Below are 20,493 nucleotides of genomic sequence, written 5' to 3' on the forward strand. Positions count from 1 at the left end.
TGCTTTTTGCGCAAGATTAGCGGTTTTCCGCCGAGGGGCAATTGCACAGTTAGGCAGGTCGCCCCTAGATTGGCGCCATGCCTGAAAATTCCCCCCGATTCATCCACCTGCGCACCCATTCCGAACATTCGCTGCTGGAAGGCGCGGTGCCGGTCAAGAAACTTGCCGATCTCGCGGCGCAAAACGGCATGCCCGCCGTGGCGCTGACCGACAGCAACGCCTTGTTCGCGGCGCTGGAATTTTCGGTCAAGGCCCAGGACGCGGGGGTGCAGCCGATCATCGGCTGCCAGGTCACGCTGGCGGCTGATGTCACCGGCCCGGTGGTGCTGCTGGCGCAGAACGAGGCCGGCTGGCTGAACCTGATGGCGCTTTCGACCTGCCTTTACCTGCGCGACGACCACGCCTTGCCGCATGTGACGGTCGAGGAACTGGAAGCCCATGCCGAGGGGCTGATCTGCCTGACCGGCGCCGCCGGCGGCCCGCTGGGCCAGCTGGTGCTGCAAGGCCGGCAGGCCGAGGCGTGCGCGCTGGCGGAAAGGCTCGCCGCCGCCTTCCCGACCCGGCTTTACGTCGAACTGCAGCGCCATCACGACGCCGAGGGCCAGCCGGTCCCCGAAGAGGCGGGTTCCGAAGGCGGCATGATCGACATCGCCTATGCGCTGGACCTGCCGCTGGTCGCGACCAACGACGTCTATTTCCCCAAGCCCGAGCTTTTCGACGCCCATGACGCGCTGATCTGCATCTCCGAACGCGCCTATGTCGACCAGACCGCGCCGCGCCGCCGGCTGACGCCGCAGCATTACTTCAAGTCCGCGGCCGAGATGGCGACCCTGTTCGCCGACCTGCCCGAGGCGGTGCAGAACACCGTCGAGATCGCCCGCCGCTGCGCCTTTGCCGTCAAGAAGCACAAGCCGATCCTGCCGCGCTTTGCGGATGACGAGGTCGAGGAACTGCGCCGCCAGGCCTGGGACGGCTTGCGCGCCCGGCTGGCGGTGATCCCGCATTCCGCCTCGGTCGAGGAATACGAGGAGCGGTTGCGCTTCGAGCTGGGCATCATCGAGCAGATGGGCTTTCCCGGCTATTTCCTGATCGTGGCCGATTTCATCAAATGGGCCAAGGAACACGGCATCCCGGTGGGGCCCGGCCGGGGCTCGGGCGCGGGTTCGCTCGTCGCCTATGCTCTGACGATTACCGACCTTGATCCAATACGTTACAGCCTGCTCTTCGAGCGGTTCCTGAACCCGGAGCGGGTGTCGATGCCCGACTTCGACATCGACTTCTGCATGGATCGCCGCGAGGAGGTGATCCAATACGTGCAAGAGAAATACGGCCGCGACAAGGTCGGCCAGATCATCACCTTCGGCGCGCTTTTGTCCAAGGCGGCGGTGCGCGACGTCGGAAGGGTGCTGCAACTGCCCTTCGGCCAGGTGGACCGGCTTTCCAAGATGATCCCGGTCGAAGGGGTCAAGCCGGTCAGCGTCACCAAGGCGCTGGCCGACGAGCCGCGCCTGCGCGAGGCCGCGCGCGAGGAGGTGGTCGGCCGCCTGCTGGACTATGCTGCCAAGATCGAGGGGCTGCTCAGGAACGCCTCGACCCATGCCGCCGGCGTGGTGATCGGCGACCGGCCGCTGCACCGGCTGGTGCCGCTTTACCGCGACCCGGCCTCCGACATGCCGGCCACGCAGTTCAACATGAAATGGGTCGAGCAGGCGGGGCTGGTCAAGTTCGACTTCCTGGGCCTCAAGACGCTGACGGTGATCCAGAACGCCGTGGACCTGATCAACGCGGGCGGCCGGCCGCTGCATGTCGCGGCCGACGGTCGGGTGCTTTACGAGCCGGCGAAAGGGGCCGAGAACCAGATCAACGCCATCCCGCTGGACGACAAGCCCAGCTACGACCTGTTCGCCAGCGCCCGCACGGTCGCGGTGTTCCAGGTCGAAAGCTCGGGCATGATGGACGCGCTGCGGCGCATGAAGCCCACCTGCATCGAGGACATCGTGGCGCTGGTGGCGCTGTATCGCCCCGGCCCGATGGAGAACATCCCGACCTATTGCGAGGTGAAGAACGGCCTGCGACCCCTTGAATCCATTCATCCTTCCATCGACCATATCCTCGCCGAGACCCAGGGCATCATCGTCTACCAGGAACAGGTGATGCAGATCGCGCAGGTCATGGCCGGCTATTCGCTGGGCGGCGCCGACCTGCTGCGCCGCGCGATGGGCAAGAAGATCGCCGAAGAGATGGCCAAGGAGCGGCCCAAGTTCGTCGAAGGCTGCAAGGCGCAGGGAATCGACGCGAAGAAGGCCGGAGAGGTCTTTGATCTGCTTGAAAAATTCGCCAACTACGGCTTCAACAAGTCCCATGCCGCGGCCTATGCCGTGGTCAGCTACCAGACCGCCTGGCTGAAGGCGAACCACCCGGTCGAGTTCATGGCCGCGGTGATGAACTGCGATATTCACCTGACCGACAAGCTCGCCGTCTACAAGCGCGAGGCCGACCGCATGGGGATCGAGACGGTCGCGCCCTGCGTCAACCGCTCCGAAGCCATGTTCAGCGTCAAGGAGGGCAAGATCCTCTATGCCCTTGGCGCGCTGAAGGGCGTGGGGGTCGAGGCGATGAACCTGATCGTGCAGGCCCGCGGCGACCGGCCCTTTGCCGACATGCAGGACTTTGCCCGCCGGGTGGACATGCGCCGCGTCGGCAAGCGGCCGCTGGAGATGCTGGCCCGCGCCGGCGCCTTCGACGCGCTCGAGCCGAACCGCGCCCGCGTGCTGAAGGCGCTGGACGGGCTGGTGGCCTGGTCGGCGGCGGTGCAGGAGGCGGCGGCCTCCAGCCAGTCCTCGCTTTTCGGCGGGGGCGAGGATCTGCCGCCGCCGCGCCCGGTCGCCGCGCCCGTCTGGATGCCGGCTGAGAAACTGGCCGAGGAACATGCGGCCGTGGGCTTCTACCTGTCCGGTCATCCGCTGGACGACTACCAGCCGGCGCTGCGCCGCAAGGGGGTGCAGACGCTCGCCGAGGTGACGCAGGCGGCGCAGGACGGCGCGCTGGTGGCGCAGCTGGCCGGCACCGTGGCGCACCGGCAGGAAAAGAAATCCGCCCGCGGCACCCGTTTCGCCTTTGTCGGCCTGTCCGACCCGACCGGGCTTTACGAGGTCACGGTGTTTTCCGACACGCTGGATGCGCATCGCCAGCACCTGGAGCCGGGCGAGAACGTGGTCTTGCAGGTGCAGGTCGAGCCTTCGGGCGACCAGGTCAAGCTGCTGGCGCGCTCGGTCATGCCGCTGGAGCAGGCGGTGGCCGATGCCGGCGCGAACCGCCTGGCGGTCGAGATCGCCGGGCTGGACGCCGTCCCCGCCGTCGCCGAGGCGCTGGAACGCATCCTGGCCGAGCTGAACGTGCCGCCGCGCGCCCGCGGCCCCATCGCGCTGCGGCTGAAGGACGGGGCCGACCTGGTGGATATCGAGATCGCCGAGGACGTGCCGCTGACCACGCCCGCCCGCCAGGCCCTGCGCGTGATCCCCGGCGTGCTGGAGGTGCTGGAGGAATAGGCGGCCGAAGCTGCCGGGGCGTTCCCGGCCCGGCCATGTGCAAGCCGTGCCGTGGCCGTCAGCTTGCGCCCTTGCCGGCCGGCAGGTGGTGCAGCAGCGAGGAACAGGCGCCCATGATATGGGCATAGACCAGTTCGCCCGCCCTTTCCGCATCGCCGGCCCGGCAGGCGGCAAGGATCTCGCGATGCTCGTGGTCGGCGGTGCCTTGCCCGTGCGACAGGGACAGCTGGATGCGCAGATAGCGTTCCAGCCGGTCGTTCACCGCGCGGATCGTGCTGACCAGGAACGGGCGCTGCGCATCCAGATAAAGGCGGCTGTGGAACTGCCAGTTCAGCGCCGACCATTGCGCCACATCGGTTTCCCCGGCGAAGGCGTCGCAGAAAGCCTGGGCCTCGGCAAAGGTTTCGGGCGTCATATGCGGCACCGACAGCCGGATGGCGTTCGATTCGAGGATGGCGCGGGTTTCGAAGATCTGGGCGATCTCGGGTTCGGAGACCGCGGTGACGATGGCGCCCTTGTTGCGCTGGAACTCGACCAGGCCCTCGGCCTCCAGCCGCTTCAGCGCCTCGCGCACCGGGATCTTGCTGACGTTGAACATCCTGGCGACATCGTCCTGGCGGATCGGCTCGCCCTCGTCCAGCGAGCCGTCGGCGATGGAATCGCGGATGAATTTCAGGATGATGTCCGAGGCGGTGGGCGCCTTGCCAAGGTTGGGAACCTCTGCGTCCTTGAATGGCATTCCGCTCTCCCGCAATTCCGCGGCCTCGGCCGCCAGCGAAAGATATGGTAGCCGATATTCGGCCGCAAGGGAGGGGCGCGCCCCAGCCGCTTGACAGGTCGGGGCGGAACCGGCAGGCTGGGTTTGGAATATGGTATACGAAATACAACCCCAAACCCGTTCCCCGGATCGAGGAAAAGATGCGCAGCTCCAGACTCGTGCATGTCGTGTCCTGCCATGCGGAAGGCGAGGTCGGCGACGTCATCGTCGGCGGGGTGGCCCCACCGCCCGGCGAGACGGTCCGGGACCGAGTTCCATTGCCGCATCGACGGCGAAACCGAGGTGAACGGCAGGCCGGCGATCAGCCCGATCATCTCGGGCCGCGCCTGGGTGGTGGGCACCAGGCAACTGATGGTCGATCCCGCCGACCCTTTCCAGGGCGGCTATCGCCTGTCGGATACCTGACCGATGGGCATGTGACGGAGGCATGACACGATGACGGGCACGAAGGTTCCGCAATTCCTGTCCTACGCGGCCGCGATCGGCCGGCTAAGCTGGGCCGATGCCGTCGAGGCGCTGCGGCAGGGCCATGCGCTGCCCCCGGCCGAGATCCGGGACGTGTTCCTGGGCCCGCCCACCGGCACGATGATGAGCCGCTCGGCCTTCATCGAGGGGCTGGGCTACGGGGCCAAGACCTTCACCGTCTGCGACGGCAATGCGGCCAAGGGGCTGCCCACGGTGCAGGGGGCGATGCTGGTCTTCGACAAGGATACGGGCGCGCTGCAGGCCATCGTGGACAGCCCGCTTGTGACCGAGATCAAGACCGCCGCCGATTCCGTCCTGGGCGCCAGCCTGCTGGCGCGGCCGGACAGCCGGCACCTGCTGGTCGTCGGCGCGGGCACGGTCGCGGCCAGCCTGGTCAGGGCCTATACCGCGGTGCTGCCGGGGATCGAGCGCGTCTCGGTCTGGTCGCGCCGGCCGGAACAGGCGCAGGCGCTGGTGGCCGGGCTGGGCGGCGTCACAGCCAACCTCGTGGCGGTGCCGGACCTGCGCGCGGCGGTCTGGCAGGCCGACATCGTCTCGGCCGCCACCATGGCGCGGCAGCCGGTGATCCTGGGCGACTGGGTCCGGCCCGGCACCCATGTCGACCTGATCGGCGCCTTCAAGGCCGACATGCGCGAGGCCGACGATGCGCTGATGGCCAAGGCCGCGCTGTTCGTGGACAGCCGCGCGACCACGCTGGGCCATATCGGCGAGCTGACGATGCCCATCGCCTCGGGCGCGATCACGGCCGAAAGCGTGCTGGGCGACTTCTACGACCTGCTGCACCCCGGTGCCCGCCGGCGCCGCTCGGATGACGAGATCACGGTGTTCAAGAACGGCGGCGGCGCGCATCTGGACCTGATGATCGCGTCCTGGATCGCGCGGGTGATGGCGGCGTAAGCGCTCAGCCCAGGCGGAAGTTCTGCTCGACCACCGCCTCCATCGAGACATGGCTCGAGGTGTTGCTGACATGGGGCAGGGTCGAGATCTTCTCGGCCAGGATGCGGCGGAAATCGGCCATGTCGCGCGAGCGCACCTTCATCAGATAATCGCAGCCGCCGGCGATCATGTAGCATTCCTCGACCTCGGGGATGGCGCGGACGGCGGCGTTGAACTGCTGCAGCGCATGTTCGCGGGTGTCGTTCATGCTGACCTCGACATAGGTCACATGGGTCAGGCCCAGCTTCAGGGGCGACAGGATGGCGCGATAGCCGGTGATCAGGCCGATCTCTTCCAGATGCCGGATGCGCTGCGCCACCGGGGTCTTGGACAGCCCAACCCGGCGCGCCAGTTCGGCGATGGGGATGCGCGCGTTCTGCGTCAGCTCCGCCAGGATCTTGCGGTCCTGCGTGTCCAGATCCGGGTCCATACTGAAAATCGCCTCGAATTTGTTCCATCGGCCTACCTGCTGGCCGATATTCAGGCGCACCGCCTGGCAGCCATCTGGTATTCCTGTCCTATCGAATAAGGAGATCGGCATGATACGTGTCAACCCCACCGAGCTTTCCGACGCGTTTTCCACCCAGGCGAAATTCGCCGACGAGGCGGAACTGCTGAACCGGCTGGTCGCGCAGGCCGCGCTGAGCCCCGAGGCCCGCGCCGCCATCACCGGTCGCGCCGCCGACCTGGTGCGCCGCATCCGCGCCGAGGCCAAGCCGACGATGATGGAGCATTTCCTGGCCGAATACGGCCTGTCCACGCGCGAGGGCGTGGCGCTGATGTGCCTGGCCGAGGCGATGCTGCGCGTCCCCGACCGCATGACCATCGACGCGCTGATCGAGGACAAGATCGCGCCCTCGGATTGGGGCCGGCACCTGGGTGAGGCGTCCTCGTCGCTGGTCAATGCCTCGACCTGGGCGCTGATGCTGACCGGCAAGGTGCTGGACGACGACCAGGGCGGCATCGCCGGCACCCTGCGCGGCGCCGTGCGGCGGCTGGGCGAGCCGGTGATCCGCGCCGCCGTCGGCCGGGCGATGAAGGAAATGGGCCGGCAGTTCGTGCTGGGCGAGACCATCCAGAAGGCGCTGGAGCGCGCCAGGCAGCGCGAGGCGCAGGGCTTTACCTACAGCTACGACATGCTGGGCGAGGCGGCGATGACCGGGCTCGACGCCGCGCGCTATGCCCGCGCCTATGCCGACGCCATCGCCGCCATCGCCAGGGCTTGCGACAAGGGCTCGGTCGAGATGAACCCCGGCATCTCGATCAAGCTTTCGGCGCTGCATCCGCGCTATGAGGTGGCGCAGGAAACCCGCGTCATGGCCGAGCTGGTGCCGGTGGTGCTGTCGCTGGCCCGCCAGGCCAAGGCCGCCGGCATGGGCATGAACATCGACGCCGAGGAACAGGACCGGCTGGTGATCTCGCTGAAGGTGATCGAGGCGGTGCTGTCGGACCCCTCGCTGGCCGGCTGGGACGGGTTCGGCGTGGTGGTGCAGGCTTACGGCAAGCGCGCGGGCCAGGTCATCGACTGGCTTTACACCACCGCCGAGCGGCTGGACCGGCGCATCATGGTGCGGCTGGTCAAGGGCGCCTATTGGGACACCGAGATCAAGCGTGCCCAGGTCGAGGGTTTCGACGGCTTCCCGCTGTTCACCAGCAAGGTCGCGACCGACGTCAGCTATATCGCCCATGCCCGCAAGCTGATCGGCTACGCCGACCGCATCTATCCGCAATTCGCCACCCATAACGCCCAGACCGTCGCGGCGATCCTGGAAATGGCCGGCGACATCCCCTTCGAGTTCCAGCGCCTGCATGGCATGGGCGAGCGGCTGCACGACATCGTGCTGCGCGACTATAACGGCCGCTGCCGCATCTATGCCCCGGTCGGCGCGCATCGCGACCTGCTGGCCTATCTGGTGCGGCGCCTGCTGGAGAATGGCGCGAACAGCAGCTTCGTGCATCAGATCGTGGACGAATCCGTCTCGCCCGAGGAAGTCGCGCGCGACCCGTTCGAGGCGCTGGCCGGCGCCCGTCCGCCAGCCGGGCTGGCCGCGCCCGCGGCGATCTTCGGCGAGGCCCGGCGCAATTCGCGGGGCTTCGACCTGAGCGACGAGGCGACGCTGGCCCGGATCGAGGCCGCCCGCAACGGCCCGGTGCCGGATGCGGCGCCGCTGACCGTTTCCGCCGGCTCGGGCACGCGGGTCGCGGTCGCGAACCCGGCCACGGGCGAGCTGGTCGCCCATGTGACCGAGGCCGATGCCGAGACCGTCGCCCGCGCCATCGACGACGCCCGGCCCTGGGACGCGCCCGCCGCCACCCGCGCCGCGGTGCTGCGCCGTACCGCCGACCTTTACGAGGCGCATTTCGGCCCGATCTTCGCCGCCCTGGCGCGCGAGGCGGGCAAGACCCTGCCCGATTGCGTGGGCGAATTGCGCGAGGCCGCCGATTTCCTGCGCTATTACGCCGCCGAGGGCGAAGGGGCGACCGGCCGGCCGCGCGGGGTGATCGCGGCGATCAGCCCCTGGAACTTTCCGCTGGCGATCTTTACCGGCCAGATCGCCGCGGCGCTGATGGCGGGCAATGCCGTGTTGGCGAAGCCGGCCGAGCAGACGCCGCTGGTCGCCGCCATCGCCGTGCGGCTGCTGCACGAGGCCGGCGTTCCGGCCGGCGCGCTGCAACTGCTGCCGGGGCAGGGCGGCACGGTGGGGGCGGCGCTGACCGCGGATTCGCGGATCAACGGCGTGGTCTTCACCGGCTCGACCGAGACGGCGCAGACCATCGCCCGCGCCATGGCCGAGCACATGGCCCCCGGCACGCCGCTGATCGCCGAGACCGGCGGGCTGAACGCGATGATCGTCGATTCCACCGCACTGCCGGAACAGGCGGTGCGCGACATCGTCGCCTCGGCCTTCCGCTCGGCCGGGCAGCGCTGCTCGGCGCTGCGCTGCCTTTACGTGCAGGAGGACATCGCCCCGCATCTGATCGCCATGATCAAGGGCGCGATGGACGAGCTGCGGCTGGGCGATCCCTGGCGGCTTTCGACCGATGTCGGCCCGGTGATCGACGCCGAGGCGCAGGCCGGCATCGAGCGCTACCTGGAGAGCAAGGCGAACCGCATCCTGCATCGCATCTGGGCGCCGAAGCAGGGCCATTTCATCGCCCCCGTGCTGCTGCGGGTCGAGGGCATCGACGACCTGGAGCGCGAGGTCTTCGGCCCGGTCCTGCATGTCGCGACCTTCCGCGCCGGCGAGCTGGAGCGCGTCGTCGCCGCGATCAACGCGCGCGGCTTCGGCCTGACCTTCGGGCTGCACACCCGCATCGATTCGCGCGTGCAGGAGGTGTCGGACGCCATCCATGCCGGCAATATCTACGTCAACCGCAACCAGATCGGCGCGGTGGTGGGCAGCCAGCCCTTTGGCGGCGAGGGGCTGTCGGGCACCGGGCCCAAGGCGGGCGGCCCGCTTTACCTGCCGCGCTTCTTCGCGCCGGCCGAGCCCGCGGCCCCGGCGGGCGGCTGGCAGGGCCCGGCCGACGAGGCGCGGCTGCGCGGCGTGCTGTCCGCCACCGTCCCGGCAAGGATCGAGGAGCGGCTGATGCCCGGCCCCACGGGCGAGTTGAACCGGCTTTCCGCGCATAGCCGGCCGCCGGTCCTCTGCCTCGGCCCCGGCCCGCAGGCGGTGGCGGCGCAGGTGGCGGCGGTCCAGGCGCTTGGCGGCCAGGCCGTCGGCGCCGAGGGCGAGTTGCCGCCCGAGGCGCTGACCCGGCTGCCGCAGCTTTCGGCGGTGCTGTGGTGGGGCGACGAGGCGCAGGGCCGCGCCTATGCCCGGGCGCTGGCTGCGCGTGCAGGCGCCATCGTGCCGCTGATCGGCGCCATGCCCGACCTCGCCCATGTCGCGCATGAGCGCCACCTTTGCGTGGACACCACCGCCGCGGGCGGCAACGCCGCGCTGCTGGCCGGCTGAGATGACCGCAGGGGGCCCGCCGCGGCCCCCTGTTTTCCAGAAAGAGCCCGGAGGAGGCGTTCCATGAGCAATCAATCATTCCTGGCCGATGTGAACGAGATGTTCGACGTCGCGGCCTCGCGCTGCGACCTGCCCGAGGGGCTGGCCGAGAAGATCAAGGTCTGCAACGCGACCTATGTCACCCGCTTCGGCGTGCGGCTGCGCGGGCGCATGCATACCTTCACCGGCTGGCGCGCCGTCCATTCGACGCATAGCCGCCCGGCCAAGGGCGGCATCCGCTTTGCCCCCAATGCCGACCAGGACGAGGTCGAGGCGCTGGCGGCGCTGATGACCTACAAATGCGCGCTGGTGCGGCTGCCCTTCGGCGGCTCCAAGGGGGCGCTGAAGATCGACCCCGCCGACTGGACCGAGACCGAGCTGGAAAAGATCACCCGCCGCTTCGCGCAGGAGCTGATGGCGCATGAATTCCTCAGCTCGGCCGCCAACGTGCCTGCACCGGACATGGGCACGGGCGAACTGAACATGATGTGGATCGCCGACGAATACCGCCGCGCCCGCCCGCAGGACATCAACGCGCTGGGTTGCGTCACCGGCAAGCCGGTCGGCGGCGGCGGCATCGAGGGCCGCACCGAGGCCACCGGCCGCGGCGTGCAATACGCGATCCGCGAATTCTTCCGCCATCCCGCCGACCGCGCCCGCGCCGGCTTCCAGTCCGAGATCCTGTCCGGCCTGACCTGCGTGGTGCAGGGCCTTGGAAACGTGGGCTTCCACGCCGCCAAGTTCCTGTCGCAGGAGGACGGGGTGCGCATCGTCACGGTGATCGAACGCACGGGCGTGGTGCGCAACCCCGACGGCATCGACATCGACGCGCTCAAGGCGCATCTGGTCCAGACCGGCTCGGTCGAGGGCTTTGCCGGCGGCGCGGTCAGCCCGCCCGACATGGGGGCGCTGGCCGACGATTGCGACATCCTGATCCCCGCCGCGGCCGAGGGCGCGATCACGGCCGAGAATGCCGCCGCCATCAAGGCGGCGCTGATCGTCGAGGCCGCCAACGGCCCCACGACCAAGGCCGCCGACACCATCCTGCGCCAGGCCGGCAAGATCATCCTGCCCGACCTCTTCGCCAATGCCGGCGGCGTGGTGGTGTCCTATTTCGAATGGGTGAAGAACCTCAGCCACATCCCCTTCGGCCTGATGGAACGGCGGCTGGAAGAGGACGAGCACCGGCTGCTGGCGCGCTCGCTGGAGCAGATGACCGGCCGGGACTTTCCCCGCGAGCATGCCCGCTTCCTGGAGGCGCGCAGCGAGATCGCGCTGGTCCGCTCGGGCCTCGACGACATCATGCGCGCCGCCTATCGCCGGATGAGCGCGCTGTGGAACCGCCCCGACGGCAGCTACCCGGACCTGCGCACCGCCGCCTACGTGCTGGCCATCGACGAGGTGGCGCAGGCCTACAAGGCCATCGGGCTTTAGCCGCCGGGCCGGGGTGTCCATCGGCCCGGTCCTGCGGCCAAGGGGGAAACCGGCAGCGATAGGCGGCCGGTCCTTTCGCGCCCATACCGCCCGACCCGGCGAATGATCGTGGCCTTTGCGACAGAACCGGCAGGCGGCCGTATGAGCTGCTCGTGAAACCGCATTCAAGGCCATCGGGCTTGGCCGCCGGACTTAGGCATTCATCGGCCGGGCCTGTGGCCAATGGAGAAACCGGCCGCAATACGCGGCCGGTCCTTTCCCGCGCATATCGCCCGACCCGGCGGATGATCGTGGCCCTTGAGACATGACCGGCAGGTGGCCGCGCGAGTCTCTAGTGAAACCGCTTCAGGAAAAGGATGCAACCGGCGGGTTAAACAGGCTTTCTTCAGGAATGACCCCGAGGCCCGGACCCTTGGGCAGGTCGATATGGCCGCCCGTGATGCGGATGCCGTTCTCCGGGTCGTAGGGCTGCGCGATATAGGGTTGGGCGACCCAGACGCCCTCGTTCAGCCGCGGCTGGACGGTGGCGCCGACATGGGTGCAGGCAGCGGCGATGATGTCGCCGCCCCAGGCGTCGTCGCAGGTATGGGGCAGGGCGCGCGCCTCGCAGATGTCGCGGAACGCCGCCATCGGTTGCAGCCCGCCGATGCGCGTCACCTTCATGCCGAACCCGTCGCAGAGCCCCTGGCCGGCGGCGCGGATCACCGTGGACAGATCCTCGCCGCTCTCGTCCAGGTAGATGCCGTGCTGGACGCGGCCGCGAATGGCCGAGATCTCCTCCAGCGTGTTGCAGGGCTGTTCCAGCACGAAGGGGATCTCGGGGCATTCGCGGCTGAGCCGCAGCACGTCGCGGGCGGGCAGGCTGCGGTTGCCGTCCACCGCCAGCCGCGTGCCGGTGCCGCGGATGCGCTCCCAGACCTTGCGCACGGTCTCGATGTCGATCTCGACCGGGCGCGCGCCGATCTTGATCTGCAGGCGCGGGAAGCCCTCGGCGACCTTCTCGGCGGCGATGCGGGCGATCTCGTCGGGCTGGCCGATGCCGGTGGCGTAATAGGAGGGCAGGCGCTCGGCCGCGACGCCGCCCAAGAGGTCCGCCACGCGGACGCCGTAATGCTTGCCCATCAGGTCATGGGCGGCGATGTCGATGGCCGCCTTGGCGTAGTTATGCCCGCAAAGCAGCCCGTCCATGCGGCGGTGCAGGACCAGCGGCTGCAGCGGGTTCGCGCCGATCAGGCCCGGCGCCATCTCGGCCAGCGCGGCACGGGCGCCAAGCGCATGGCTGGGCGCATAGGTCGGGCCGACCGGGCAGGTCTCGCCCCAGCCCACCAGCCCGTTGTCGGCGACGATCTTGACCAGCGTGCTCTGCAGCGACCAGACCGTCGAGCTGGCGATGGCATAGGGGCCGTCCCTGACCGGCAGGTCATGGGCATACAGGTGGATTTCGGCAATCTTCATGGCCTGTCCCTGTCATTTTGCTTGAGAAATGCTTTCGGGGGCGCGGCGGCCCCCGAAACCCGTCACAGGTCGATGGTAACGTTTCCGATGGGCCTTGAGCAGCAGGCGAGGATATAGCCCGCCTCGACATCCTCGTCGGTAATGCCGCCGTTGTGGACCATGTGGACCTGGCCCGAGAGCCTGAGCACCTGGCAGGTGCCGCAGAAGCCCATGCCGCAGCCCGAGGGGATCGGGATGCCCGCGGCCCGCGCCGTGGCCAGGATGGTCTCGGTTTGCGCGCAGCGGGCGGTCTTGCCGGATGCGGCGAAGCTGACCTCGGCCAGCGCGTCCTCTTGCGGCACCACGTCCTCGGGCACCGCCTCGGCCTCGGCCGGCGGGCCGCCGAAGCTTTCCTGGTGATAGCGGGCCATGTCGTAGCCCAGCCCGTGCAGGATGTCGCGCACCGCCTGCATGAAGGGCTCGGGGCCGCAGCAATAGACGTCGCGCTCCAGGTAGTCGGGCGCGACCAGGCCCAGCACCAGCTGGTTGACCATGCCGCGATAGCCGGTCCAGGGCCGATAGGGGTCGGGTTCCTCGACGATCCATTTCAGGTCGATGCCGGCGACGCGCGTCGCCATGTGCTCCAGCCGCTCGCGGAAGATGATCTCGGACGGGCGGCGGGCGCAGTTGACGAAGACGATGTCCGGCGCCCGCCCGGAATCGTAAAGGAAGGTCGTCATCGACATCATCGGCGTGATGCCCGATCCGGCCGAGATGAACAGGTATTTCGCGGCCGGATCCCGCATCATCGAGAACTTGCCCGCCGGTCCCCTGGCGCGGATCCGCATCCCCGGCCGCAGGTGGTCGAACATCCAGCGCGTGCCGATGGAATCCCTCTGCGCCTTGACCGTCACCGTCAGCGAGGTCGGCCGCGAGGGCGAGGACGAGATGGTATAGGTGCGATGCAGCGGCCCGCCGGGCAGGGGCAGCTCCAGCGTCAGGAACTGCCCCGGCTCATGGCTGAAGAGCGCGCCCGAGGGGCTGCGGAAGCAGAAGGTCATCACCTCCGGCGCCTCGGGCAGGAACGAGACGCATTCCAGCTCCTCGGCGTCGGTCCAGAAGGCCAGCGTCGGTTTCAGTGCTGCGTTCATCGTCACTCGGCCGCCATGCGGCTGGGGCCGAGCGCACGCTCCATGGCATCCGCATACCAGTCCACGAACTGGATGACGCCGCTTTCCCAATAGTCCGAATAGGGACCGGGGACGAAGGCAGGCGTGCTGACGCCAAGCTGGTTGGTCTCGACCACTTCGCGATCCTCGTCATTGGTGGCGATCCAGACCTCGGTCAGGCGCTTGAGGTCGTAGTCCACCCCCTCGACCGCATCCTTGTGCACCAGCCAGGTGGTGGTCACTTCGGTCTCGGTCGGGCTGATCGGCATCACCCGGAAGGTCAGCGAGTGATCGGGCAGGAAATGGTTCCAGGTGGTCGGGTAGTGGAACACCATCAGCGGGCCGGCGTCGGCAAAGGGCACCCGGCCCAGGTTCTTTTGCACCGCGACCTTGCCATCCATGGTATAGCTGACCGCATCGCCTTCCAGCGGGGCGCGGGTCAGCCGGAACTGGCCGTGCTCGCCCAGGTAGAACTGCGCGGGTGCGCCCGCCGCGGTGCAGCGGTCGAAATGCGCCTGCAGTTTTTCCGAGACGCTGCCGTCGGGCATGATGCCGGACATTTCCGGGTCCAGCGGGAAGGATCGGCACAGCGACGGATGGTTCGCGCTGCAATGATAGCATTCGCGGTTGTTTTCCCACACCAGCTTCCAGTTGCCCTTCTCGATGATCGAGGAGGTATAGGCCACCTTGGCGTCGCCGAGGTCGTGCACGTCCAGATAAGGCGCCGCCTTTTGCGCGAATGTTTCGAAGTTCGGCGGGTTCTCGGCCAGGCAGATATAGACCAGGCCACCGACCTCGCGCAGATGGACGCTGCGCAGCCCGTGCTGCGAGGGGTCGAAATCGGCATTCATCTTGTCGGCCCAGACCAGCCGGCCGTCGAGGTCGTAGGTCCAGGAGTGATAGGGGCAGACCAGCTTGGCCACCTGGCCCTCGCGGGCCTTGCAGACGATCGAGCCGCGGTGCCGGCAGGAGTTGTGGAAGGCGCGGATCTCGCCGTCTCGGCCCTTGACGATGATGACGTTGTAATCGCCGATCTTCAGGGTGACGTAGCTGCCCGCCCTGGCCAGCTGGCAGGCCGGGATGGCATAGAGCCATTCGCGATACCAGATATTCTCCAGGTCGAGCTGATAGATCTCGGCCGAGGTGTAGAAGGGCTGTTCCAGCGCATGTCCGGGCCGGCGGCGCGCAAGCAGGTCATGGATGTTCGGTTGGGTGGCTGTCATTGTCGGCTTCCACGCTGAGGTTGAACTGGCCTAATATTCCGCCGACTCGTTTCCCGTTGACAACGGCATAAAAATTCATCCTGGATTAGGTGAAGTAACCTGGATACGGCCCGGCATGCCCAATCCCCATGACTTCGCCTCGATGACCGCGCTGATCTGCTTCGAGGCGGCGGCCCGCAACATGAGCTTCAAGGCCGCCGCGCAGGAGATGAACGTCACCCCCGCCGCGATCAGCCACCAGGTCAAGGCGCTGGAGCGGAACCTGGGCTGCGCGCTGTTCATCCGCCGGCACCGCGGGGTCGAGCTGACCGAGAAGGGCGCCTTCCTGCTGGTTGCGCTGCAACGCGGCTTCGAGACGATCTCGGACGCCGTCAGCCGGCTGCGCGACCGGCCCGATGCCGTGGACGTGACCATCCGCACCACCACCGCGGTCAGCGCGCTGTGGCTGACCCCCAAGATCACCGCCTTCTGGAAGATCCACCCCGGCATCACCGTCTCGCAGATCATCAGCGACGTGGCCACGGCGGCCAGCCGGCACGACCTGCACATCGGCTATGCGGTTCCCGGCGATGACGGCGACGAATGGCGGGAAATCTTCCGCGACCGCATCCTGGCCTATGGCACGCCGCATTTCGCCAGGGAACACGGCATCCGGGGAATCAAGGATCTGCTGCGCGCGCCGCTGGTCCACATGAACGACGACCACAATGCCTGGACAGGCTGGGCCGACTGGTTTCGCGAGCTCGGCCATCCGCCGCCCTCCGGGCGCAGCCTGTTTGTCAACAACCACATGATCGCCCTGCAGGCGGCCGAGGACGATGTCGGCGCGGTGCTGGGCTGGGAGGGGCTGATGGCCCGCGTCCTGCAAGCCGGCCGCCTGGTCAGCCTGGTGCCCGAGAGTCCCCGCGCCTCCGCACGGGCAAGGCTGTTCGCAGACTGGCTGGCGGCGGGCTGAGCCGGGTCAGGGCTGGCGATAGACCCGGGCCGTGTCCTCCTCGAAATGGCGCAACTCGTCCTGCCGGCGGGCCTCGGACCAGCCCAGGCTGGCGGCGGCGATGCGCGACAGCGCCTCGGCACGGGCCCGGCCCAGGTCGGGCTCCAGCCCGTCGGGCAGCCGCCGGCGGATCAGGTCGGCAAGCCGCACCACATGTTCGGCGGCCGCCATCTGGCCGATGCCCTGGTCCTGCGGCGGCGAAATGATCCCCTCCGGCGCCGGGCCGCGTTTGCCCAGGCGCCCTTCGACGCGGCGCGCCACCTGCCGCGCCGCGTGGCGATGCAGCATGATGGTCGAGCCGGTGACGGCCAGCAGGCCGGGCATCGCGGGGTCTTCGGCCACCTCGACCGGCAGGCTGGTGGTGCGGCCGTCGCGGGTCGAGGTCGGCCGCACCCCGCACCAGCAATGCAGCACGTCGGCGCGCGTCAGCTGCAGGCCGGGGAACAGGTGGTTGGCCTCGCCCAGGATATAGTCGACCTCGGCCTCCTCGACGTGGATGTCGTCGGGGTTGGCGGTGACTTCGGTCTCGGTCGGGCCGATGAAGTGGAAATCGCGCCAGGGAAAGACGTAATAGGGCTCGCCCTTGCGGGAAAAGGCTTCCAGCCCCTGGCCGCGGAACGCCTCGGGCAGGCGCACCATGACGTTGACGCCCTTGATGCCGATCACCCGCCGCCGGCCCGAGCCGCCGCCCGGCACCCGGTCGATCCAGGGGCCGGCGGCGTTCACCACCATGCGGGCGCGGACCTGCGCCCGGCCCTGCATCTCGGGCGCGCGTTCCTCCAGCGTGACCAGCCAGTCCTCGCCCTCGCGCGCAATCGCCGTCACCTCGGCATAGGTGCGGATGGTGGCGCCGCGCCGCTCGGCATCCAGGGCGGTATCGACGCAGATGCGCTCGGGCCAGGCATACATGTATTCCTCGAACACGCCCACGCCGCGCAGCGGCCCGCCCAGGGCCGCGGCCATGGCGCTGTCCGCGGCCGCCTGCGCCGGGGCGAGGCGGCGATAGGCCAGCGGCACCCGCCAGCCGTCCAGCGCCTCGACCAAGCGAAAGCCCAGGTCGACCAGCCAGGGCGGATAGCGGTCGCCCCTGCGGAACGGGTAGTGGAAGCGATGTTTCGTCAGGTGGCCCGGCATGTCGCGCACCAGCTCGGCCCGGCAGCGCATGACCTCGCGGGTATAGAGCAGCCGCCGGATCATGTCGGCGGGCCGGAATGGCATCTGCCACAAGGGATAGCGCGCGGCGAGATAGCCGAGCCCGGAATAGAGCATCCGGCTGGATCGCGACGAGGTTCCTGCGCCGAAGTCTCCGCGGTCGACGAGCAGGGTGCGAAAGCCGCGTGCTGCGAGTTGGCGTGCGGTGGCGCAGCCGACGGCTCCGGCGCCGATGACGATGGTGTCGTAGTCGGTGTCGTGGAGGGTTTCGATCGTCTTGCGGGTCATGTGGGGGCCGTGGTCTGCGTCATGGTCCGGGCCTTTTCGGTTGCGGCGGCGAGGGCGGTCTCGATGGCTTGGGGGAAGCCTGCGGCCTCGGCGGCGTCGAGGCCGGCGGCGGTGGTGCCGCGATAGGCGCGGTAGGCGGCGAGCAGGGCGGGGGCCTCGGTGATGCGGTCTTCCAGCAGCCGGGCACCGCCGACCACCGCCGCCTCGGCCGCGCGCCAGGCGATGGCCTCGGGGATGCCGCGCGCGCGCATGAAAGCGGCCATCGCCGTGGCCATCAGCGCCGGATAGGCCGCGCCCGAGCCGGGCAGGGCGGTCATCAGGTCGATCTGCGCCTCGGTCTCCAGCTCGTCGGTGCTGCCGATGGCCGAGAGCAGGCGGCGCACCGTGGCGCGGTCGGCGGCGGTCACGCCCGGCCCGGCCCAGAAGGGCGAATAGGAGGCGCCGATCTCGGCCGCGGCATTGGGCATCGCCCGCACGATCCGGCCGCCGCAGCACGCCAGCGTGGCTGCCCCGATCCCGGCCATGAAGGACAGGACCAGCCGGCCCCCGGCGCGCAGGTCCAGCCCCGGCCAGTCCTCGGGCCGCACCGAGACCACGATCACGTCGCTTTGCGCCACCAGTTCGGCCACGTCCCGCGCCCAGGCCACGTTGGCATGGCCGTGGTAGTTGGTCTGCGGGGCGCTGCGATTGAGCAGCACCAGCTCGCCCGGCGCCAGGATGCCGCGCGCGAGCAGCCCCGCGCCGAGCGCCGAGCCGAGCCAGCCGGTGGCGCCGATCAGGCCGACCCTCATGCCTGCTGCCCGTCATGCCGCCCGTCATGCTGCCCGCCATGCTGGCCGGTATAGGCGTTGATCGCGGCCTGGAAGGGGATGACGCCGATGGCCCGGCCCTGGGGGTCCTGGACCCGCAGCGCCTGCAGCCGGCTGGCGGCCATCTGCTGCAGCGCCTCGGCGATGCTGGCCTCGGGGGCAATGGCGGCCTCGGGCAGGGCGGCGTCGGGCGGGGCGGCTTCGGGGGCGTCGAAGCCGTGCCGGGCCTGCATCACCGCGCCGACCTTCAGCACCTTGCCGCGGTCGACATGCTGGACGAAATTCGCCACGTAATCGTCGGCCGGGCGCAGCACGATGTCCTGCGCCGTGCCCTGCTGGATCACCGAGCCGTCGCGCAGAAGCGCGATGCGGTCGCCGATGCGCAGCGCCTCGTCGAGGTCGTGGGTGATGAAGACGATGGTCTTCCTGACCTCCTGCTGCAGGTCCAAGAGCACCGTCTGCATGTCGTAGCGGATCAGCGGGTCGAGCGCCGAATAGGCCTCGTCCATGAGCAGGATCGGCGCGTCGTTGGCCAGCGCGCGCGCCAGGCCCACCCGCTGCTGCATGCCGCCCGAAAGCTGGCTCGGATAGCTCTTCTCGAAGCCGGAAAGCCCGACCCGCTCGATCCAGCGCATGGCGGTGCGGTAGCGCTCGGCCTGCGGGATGCCCTGCACCTCGAGCCCGTAGGCCGCGTTGTCGAGCACGGTGCGATGCGGCAGCAGGCCGAATTTCTGGAACACCATCGCGGTCTTGTGGCGGCGGAACGCGCGCAGCTCCGCCTGCGGCATGGCGACGACGTTGCGGCCCTCGATCACGATCTCGCCGGCGGTGGGCTCGATCAGCCGGTTGATGTGGCGGATCAGCGTCGACTTGCCCGATCCCGACAGGCCCATGATGACCTGGATGCTGCCCGGCGCGACCTGGATGTTGATGTCGCTCAGCCCCAGGACGTGCTGGTGGCGGGCCTGCAGCTCGGCCTTGGTCATGCCGGCGCGGACGGCCGCGACATGCGCCTCGGGATTGGCGCCGAAGATCTTGTAGAGATTGCGGATCTCGATGCCGATGGGATCCGTGGTGGCGGGATCAGGGGTGGCGGGATCAGTCATGGCTGGCCTCCTGGTGTTTTTGCAGCCGCTTGCCCCAGGCCTGGCTGATGCGGTCGAAGAGGATGGCGATGCCGACGATGGCGAAGCCGTTGAAGAGCCCGAGCGTGAAATACTGGTTCGAGATCGCGCGCAGCACCGGCTGGCCCAGCCCCTGCACCCCGATCATCGAGGCGATCACCACCATGGCCAGCGCCATCATGATGGTCTGGTTGATGCCGGCCATGATCGTGGGCAGCGCCAGCGGCAGCTGCGCCTTGACCAGCTTCTGCCAGGCCGAGGAGCCGAAGGCGTCGGTCGCCTCCAGCACCTCGCGGTCGACCTGGCGGATGCCGAGGTTGGTCAGCCGGATCATCGGCGGCAGGGCATAGATCACCACCGCGATCAGGCCGGGCACCCGGCCGATGCCCAGCAGCATCACCACCGGGATCAGGTAGACGAAGCTGGGCATGGTCTGCATGATGTCGAGGATCGGGCTGATGATGCGCTGCACCCGCTGCGAGCGCGCCATCAGGATGCCGAGCGGCAGGCCGATGGCGATGGACAAAAGCGTCGCGGCCAGCACCATGGAGATGGTCTTCATGGTGTCGTCCCACATGCCGAAGAGCCCGATCAGCACCAGGGTCAGCACGGAGCCGATCACCACGCGCAGGCTGCGGCTGGCGCCCCAGGCCAGGGCGGCGACGACGGCCAGGACGAGCAGCCAGGGGGTGCCCAGAAGCAATCGCTCGAACCAGATCAGCATGGTCTGCAGCGGGCTGAAGAGGCCCTCGATCATGTCGCCGTGGCTGCGGGTGAAGCTGCGAAAGCCGTCGTCGATGACGCGCTGCAACTCGCGCAGCCAGGCGCTTTTCAATTGGGGGAAGGAGGTGAGCCAGGTCATGGGATCCTCGCGCATGGGGCTGGGGGCCGGCCTGGGCGGCCGGGACCGGGAAAGGGTGGCGGCATCGGGCCGGGCCGGGGTCGGGGCGGTCCCGCGGACCGGCCCGGAGAGCCGGGCCGAGGGGTGGTCAGGGCCCGACCCGAGAGCCGGACCGATGGGGTGTCAGGGCCCGGACCCGAGCGCCGGCTGGGCCAGGGACCGGAACCGGGAGCGGGTCCGCGGGCCCGAGAGCCGCTCCACGGGGCCAGTCCTGGGCCA

The 20,493-nt window shown here is 69.0% G+C and carries 14 protein-coding genes and 1 pseudogene; 6 read left to right on the top strand and 9 right to left on the bottom strand.

Translation table 11 applies throughout. From position 1 onward, the window contains the following. Positions 1–77 precede the first annotated feature (77 nt). The gene (dnaE, locus tag E3U26_RS02010; RefSeq protein ID WP_499105297.1) at positions 78–3,548 is read left to right on the top strand and encodes a DNA polymerase III subunit alpha; all 3,471 of its coding nucleotides are present in this window, start codon (positions 78–80) and stop codon (positions 3,546–3,548) included. A 58-nt stretch (positions 3,549–3,606) separates the two neighbouring features. Here the strand turns inward: dnaE and E3U26_RS02015 are convergent, their stop codons facing one another. Next, entirely contained in the window at positions 3,607–4,287 is a 681-nt protein-coding gene (locus E3U26_RS02015; protein ID WP_499105299.1) for a GntR family transcriptional regulator, read from the bottom strand. A gap of 282 nt (positions 4,288–4,569) precedes the next feature. On the opposite strand from E3U26_RS02015, the pseudogene E3U26_RS02020 reads away from it, so the two are divergent. Together E3U26_RS02020 and E3U26_RS02025 are read left to right on the top strand one after the other, a co-directional pair. Then, positions 4,570–4,731: pseudogene (locus E3U26_RS02020) on the top strand (proline racemase family protein); the annotation flags it as partial. 30 nt (positions 4,732–4,761) lie between these two features. Next, on the top strand, positions 4,762–5,709 hold the full coding sequence (locus E3U26_RS02025; RefSeq protein ID WP_499105301.1) for an ornithine cyclodeaminase family protein: 948 nt from the start codon (positions 4,762–4,764) through the stop codon (positions 5,707–5,709). Between the two features lie 4 nt (positions 5,710–5,713). On the opposite strand, the gene E3U26_RS02030 is transcribed toward E3U26_RS02025, so the two are convergent. Next, entirely contained in the window at positions 5,714–6,178 is a 465-nt protein-coding gene (locus E3U26_RS02030) for an Lrp/AsnC family transcriptional regulator (RefSeq protein WP_036759560.1), read from the bottom strand. Between the two features lie 109 nt (positions 6,179–6,287). On the opposite strand from E3U26_RS02030, the gene putA reads away from it, so the two are divergent. Beyond that, positions 6,288–9,707: a bifunctional proline dehydrogenase/L-glutamate gamma-semialdehyde dehydrogenase PutA gene (putA, locus tag E3U26_RS02035; protein WP_499105302.1), complete on the top strand. Its 3,420-nt coding sequence runs from the start codon at positions 6,288–6,290 to the stop codon at positions 9,705–9,707. 63 nt (positions 9,708–9,770) lie between these two features. Next, positions 9,771–11,180: a Glu/Leu/Phe/Val family dehydrogenase gene (locus E3U26_RS02040; RefSeq protein ID WP_499105303.1), complete on the top strand. Its 1,410-nt coding sequence runs from the start codon at positions 9,771–9,773 to the stop codon at positions 11,178–11,180. Positions 11,181–11,525: 345 nt separating this feature from the next. Here E3U26_RS02040 and hpbD read toward each other — a convergent pair whose 3' ends face one another. From hpbD to E3U26_RS02055, 3 genes are all read right to left on the bottom strand, one after another. Beyond that, positions 11,526–12,635 (bottom strand): mandelate racemase/muconate lactonizing enzyme family protein, encoded by a 1,110-nt coding sequence (gene hpbD, locus E3U26_RS02045; protein WP_499105304.1) that lies wholly within the window; start codon positions 12,633–12,635, stop codon positions 11,526–11,528. A gap of 62 nt (positions 12,636–12,697) precedes the next feature. Continuing rightward, positions 12,698–13,765, bottom strand: coding sequence for an FAD-binding oxidoreductase (locus E3U26_RS02050; RefSeq protein ID WP_499105305.1), 1,068 nt, complete (start codon positions 13,763–13,765; stop codon positions 12,698–12,700). Between the two features lie 2 nt (positions 13,766–13,767). Beyond that, positions 13,768–15,006 (bottom strand): aromatic ring-hydroxylating oxygenase subunit alpha, encoded by a 1,239-nt coding sequence (locus E3U26_RS02055; protein ID WP_116221257.1) that lies wholly within the window; start codon positions 15,004–15,006, stop codon positions 13,768–13,770. 115 nt (positions 15,007–15,121) lie between these two features. Here E3U26_RS02055 and E3U26_RS02060 point away from each other — a divergent pair, with 115 nt between their 5' ends. Next, positions 15,122–15,961, top strand: coding sequence for a LysR family transcriptional regulator (locus E3U26_RS02060; RefSeq protein WP_499105306.1), 840 nt, complete (start codon positions 15,122–15,124; stop codon positions 15,959–15,961). Positions 15,962–15,967: 6 nt separating this feature from the next. On the opposite strand, the gene E3U26_RS02065 is transcribed toward E3U26_RS02060, so the two are convergent. The 4 genes from E3U26_RS02065 to E3U26_RS02080 are packed head-to-tail and all read right to left on the bottom strand — an operon-like array spanning position 15,968 to position 20,235. Further along, the gene (locus E3U26_RS02065; protein ID WP_499105307.1) at positions 15,968–17,440 is read right to left on the bottom strand and encodes an FAD-dependent oxidoreductase; all 1,473 of its coding nucleotides are present in this window, start codon (positions 17,438–17,440) and stop codon (positions 15,968–15,970) included. Further along, positions 17,437–18,231 (bottom strand): pyrroline-5-carboxylate reductase family protein, encoded by a 795-nt coding sequence (locus tag E3U26_RS02070; RefSeq protein ID WP_499105308.1) that lies wholly within the window; start codon positions 18,229–18,231, stop codon positions 17,437–17,439. The genes E3U26_RS02065 and E3U26_RS02070 overlap by 4 nt, the downstream gene beginning before the upstream one ends. Then, positions 18,228–19,355 carry a quaternary amine ABC transporter ATP-binding protein gene (locus E3U26_RS02075; protein WP_499105309.1) on the bottom strand — a complete coding sequence of 376 codons (1,128 nt, stop codon included), beginning with the start codon at positions 19,353–19,355 and terminating at the stop codon, positions 18,228–18,230. The genes E3U26_RS02070 and E3U26_RS02075 overlap by 4 nt, the downstream gene beginning before the upstream one ends. Then, positions 19,348–20,235 (bottom strand): ABC transporter permease, encoded by an 888-nt coding sequence (locus tag E3U26_RS02080; RefSeq protein ID WP_499105310.1) that lies wholly within the window; start codon positions 20,233–20,235, stop codon positions 19,348–19,350. Before E3U26_RS02080 ends, E3U26_RS02075 begins: the two co-directional genes overlap by 8 nt. Positions 20,236–20,493: the final 258 nt, after the last annotated feature.

Origin of the sequence: Paracoccus ferrooxidans, assembly GCF_029909815.1 — a bacterium.
Classification (GTDB): Bacteria; Pseudomonadota; Alphaproteobacteria; order Rhodobacterales; family Rhodobacteraceae; genus Paracoccus; species Paracoccus versutus.

Bases quoted from the DNA above. Each gene is read 5' to 3' on its own strand.
- putA (WP_499105302.1), top strand. From the start codon at position 6,288: ATGATACGTGTCAACCCCACCGAGCTTTCCGACGCGTTTTCCACCCAG.
- E3U26_RS02015 (WP_499105299.1), bottom strand. From the start codon at position 4,287: ATGCCATTCAAGGACGCAGAGGTTCCCAACCTTGGCAAGGCGCCCACC.
- dnaE (WP_499105297.1), top strand. From the start codon at position 78: ATGCCTGAAAATTCCCCCCGATTCATCCACCTGCGCACCCATTCCGAA.
- E3U26_RS02040 (WP_499105303.1), top strand. From the start codon at position 9,771: ATGAGCAATCAATCATTCCTGGCCGATGTGAACGAGATGTTCGACGTC.
- E3U26_RS02050 (WP_499105305.1), bottom strand. From the start codon at position 13,765: ATGAACGCAGCACTGAAACCGACGCTGGCCTTCTGGACCGACGCCGAG.
- hpbD (WP_499105304.1), bottom strand. From the start codon at position 12,635: ATGAAGATTGCCGAAATCCACCTGTATGCCCATGACCTGCCGGTCAGG.
- E3U26_RS02070 (WP_499105308.1), bottom strand. From the start codon at position 18,231: ATGAGGGTCGGCCTGATCGGCGCCACCGGCTGGCTCGGCTCGGCGCTC.
- E3U26_RS02025 (WP_499105301.1), top strand. From the start codon at position 4,762: ATGACGGGCACGAAGGTTCCGCAATTCCTGTCCTACGCGGCCGCGATC.
- E3U26_RS02075 (WP_499105309.1), bottom strand. From the start codon at position 19,355: ATGACTGATCCCGCCACCCCTGATCCCGCCACCACGGATCCCATCGGC.
- E3U26_RS02080 (WP_499105310.1), bottom strand. From the start codon at position 20,235: ATGACCTGGCTCACCTCCTTCCCCCAATTGAAAAGCGCCTGGCTGCGC.
- E3U26_RS02060 (WP_499105306.1), top strand. From the start codon at position 15,122: ATGCCCAATCCCCATGACTTCGCCTCGATGACCGCGCTGATCTGCTTC.
- E3U26_RS02055 (WP_116221257.1), bottom strand. From the start codon at position 15,006: ATGACAGCCACCCAACCGAACATCCATGACCTGCTTGCGCGCCGCCGG.
- E3U26_RS02030 (WP_036759560.1), bottom strand. From the start codon at position 6,178: ATGGACCCGGATCTGGACACGCAGGACCGCAAGATCCTGGCGGAGCTG.
- E3U26_RS02065 (WP_499105307.1), bottom strand. From the start codon at position 17,440: ATGACCCGCAAGACGATCGAAACCCTCCACGACACCGACTACGACACC.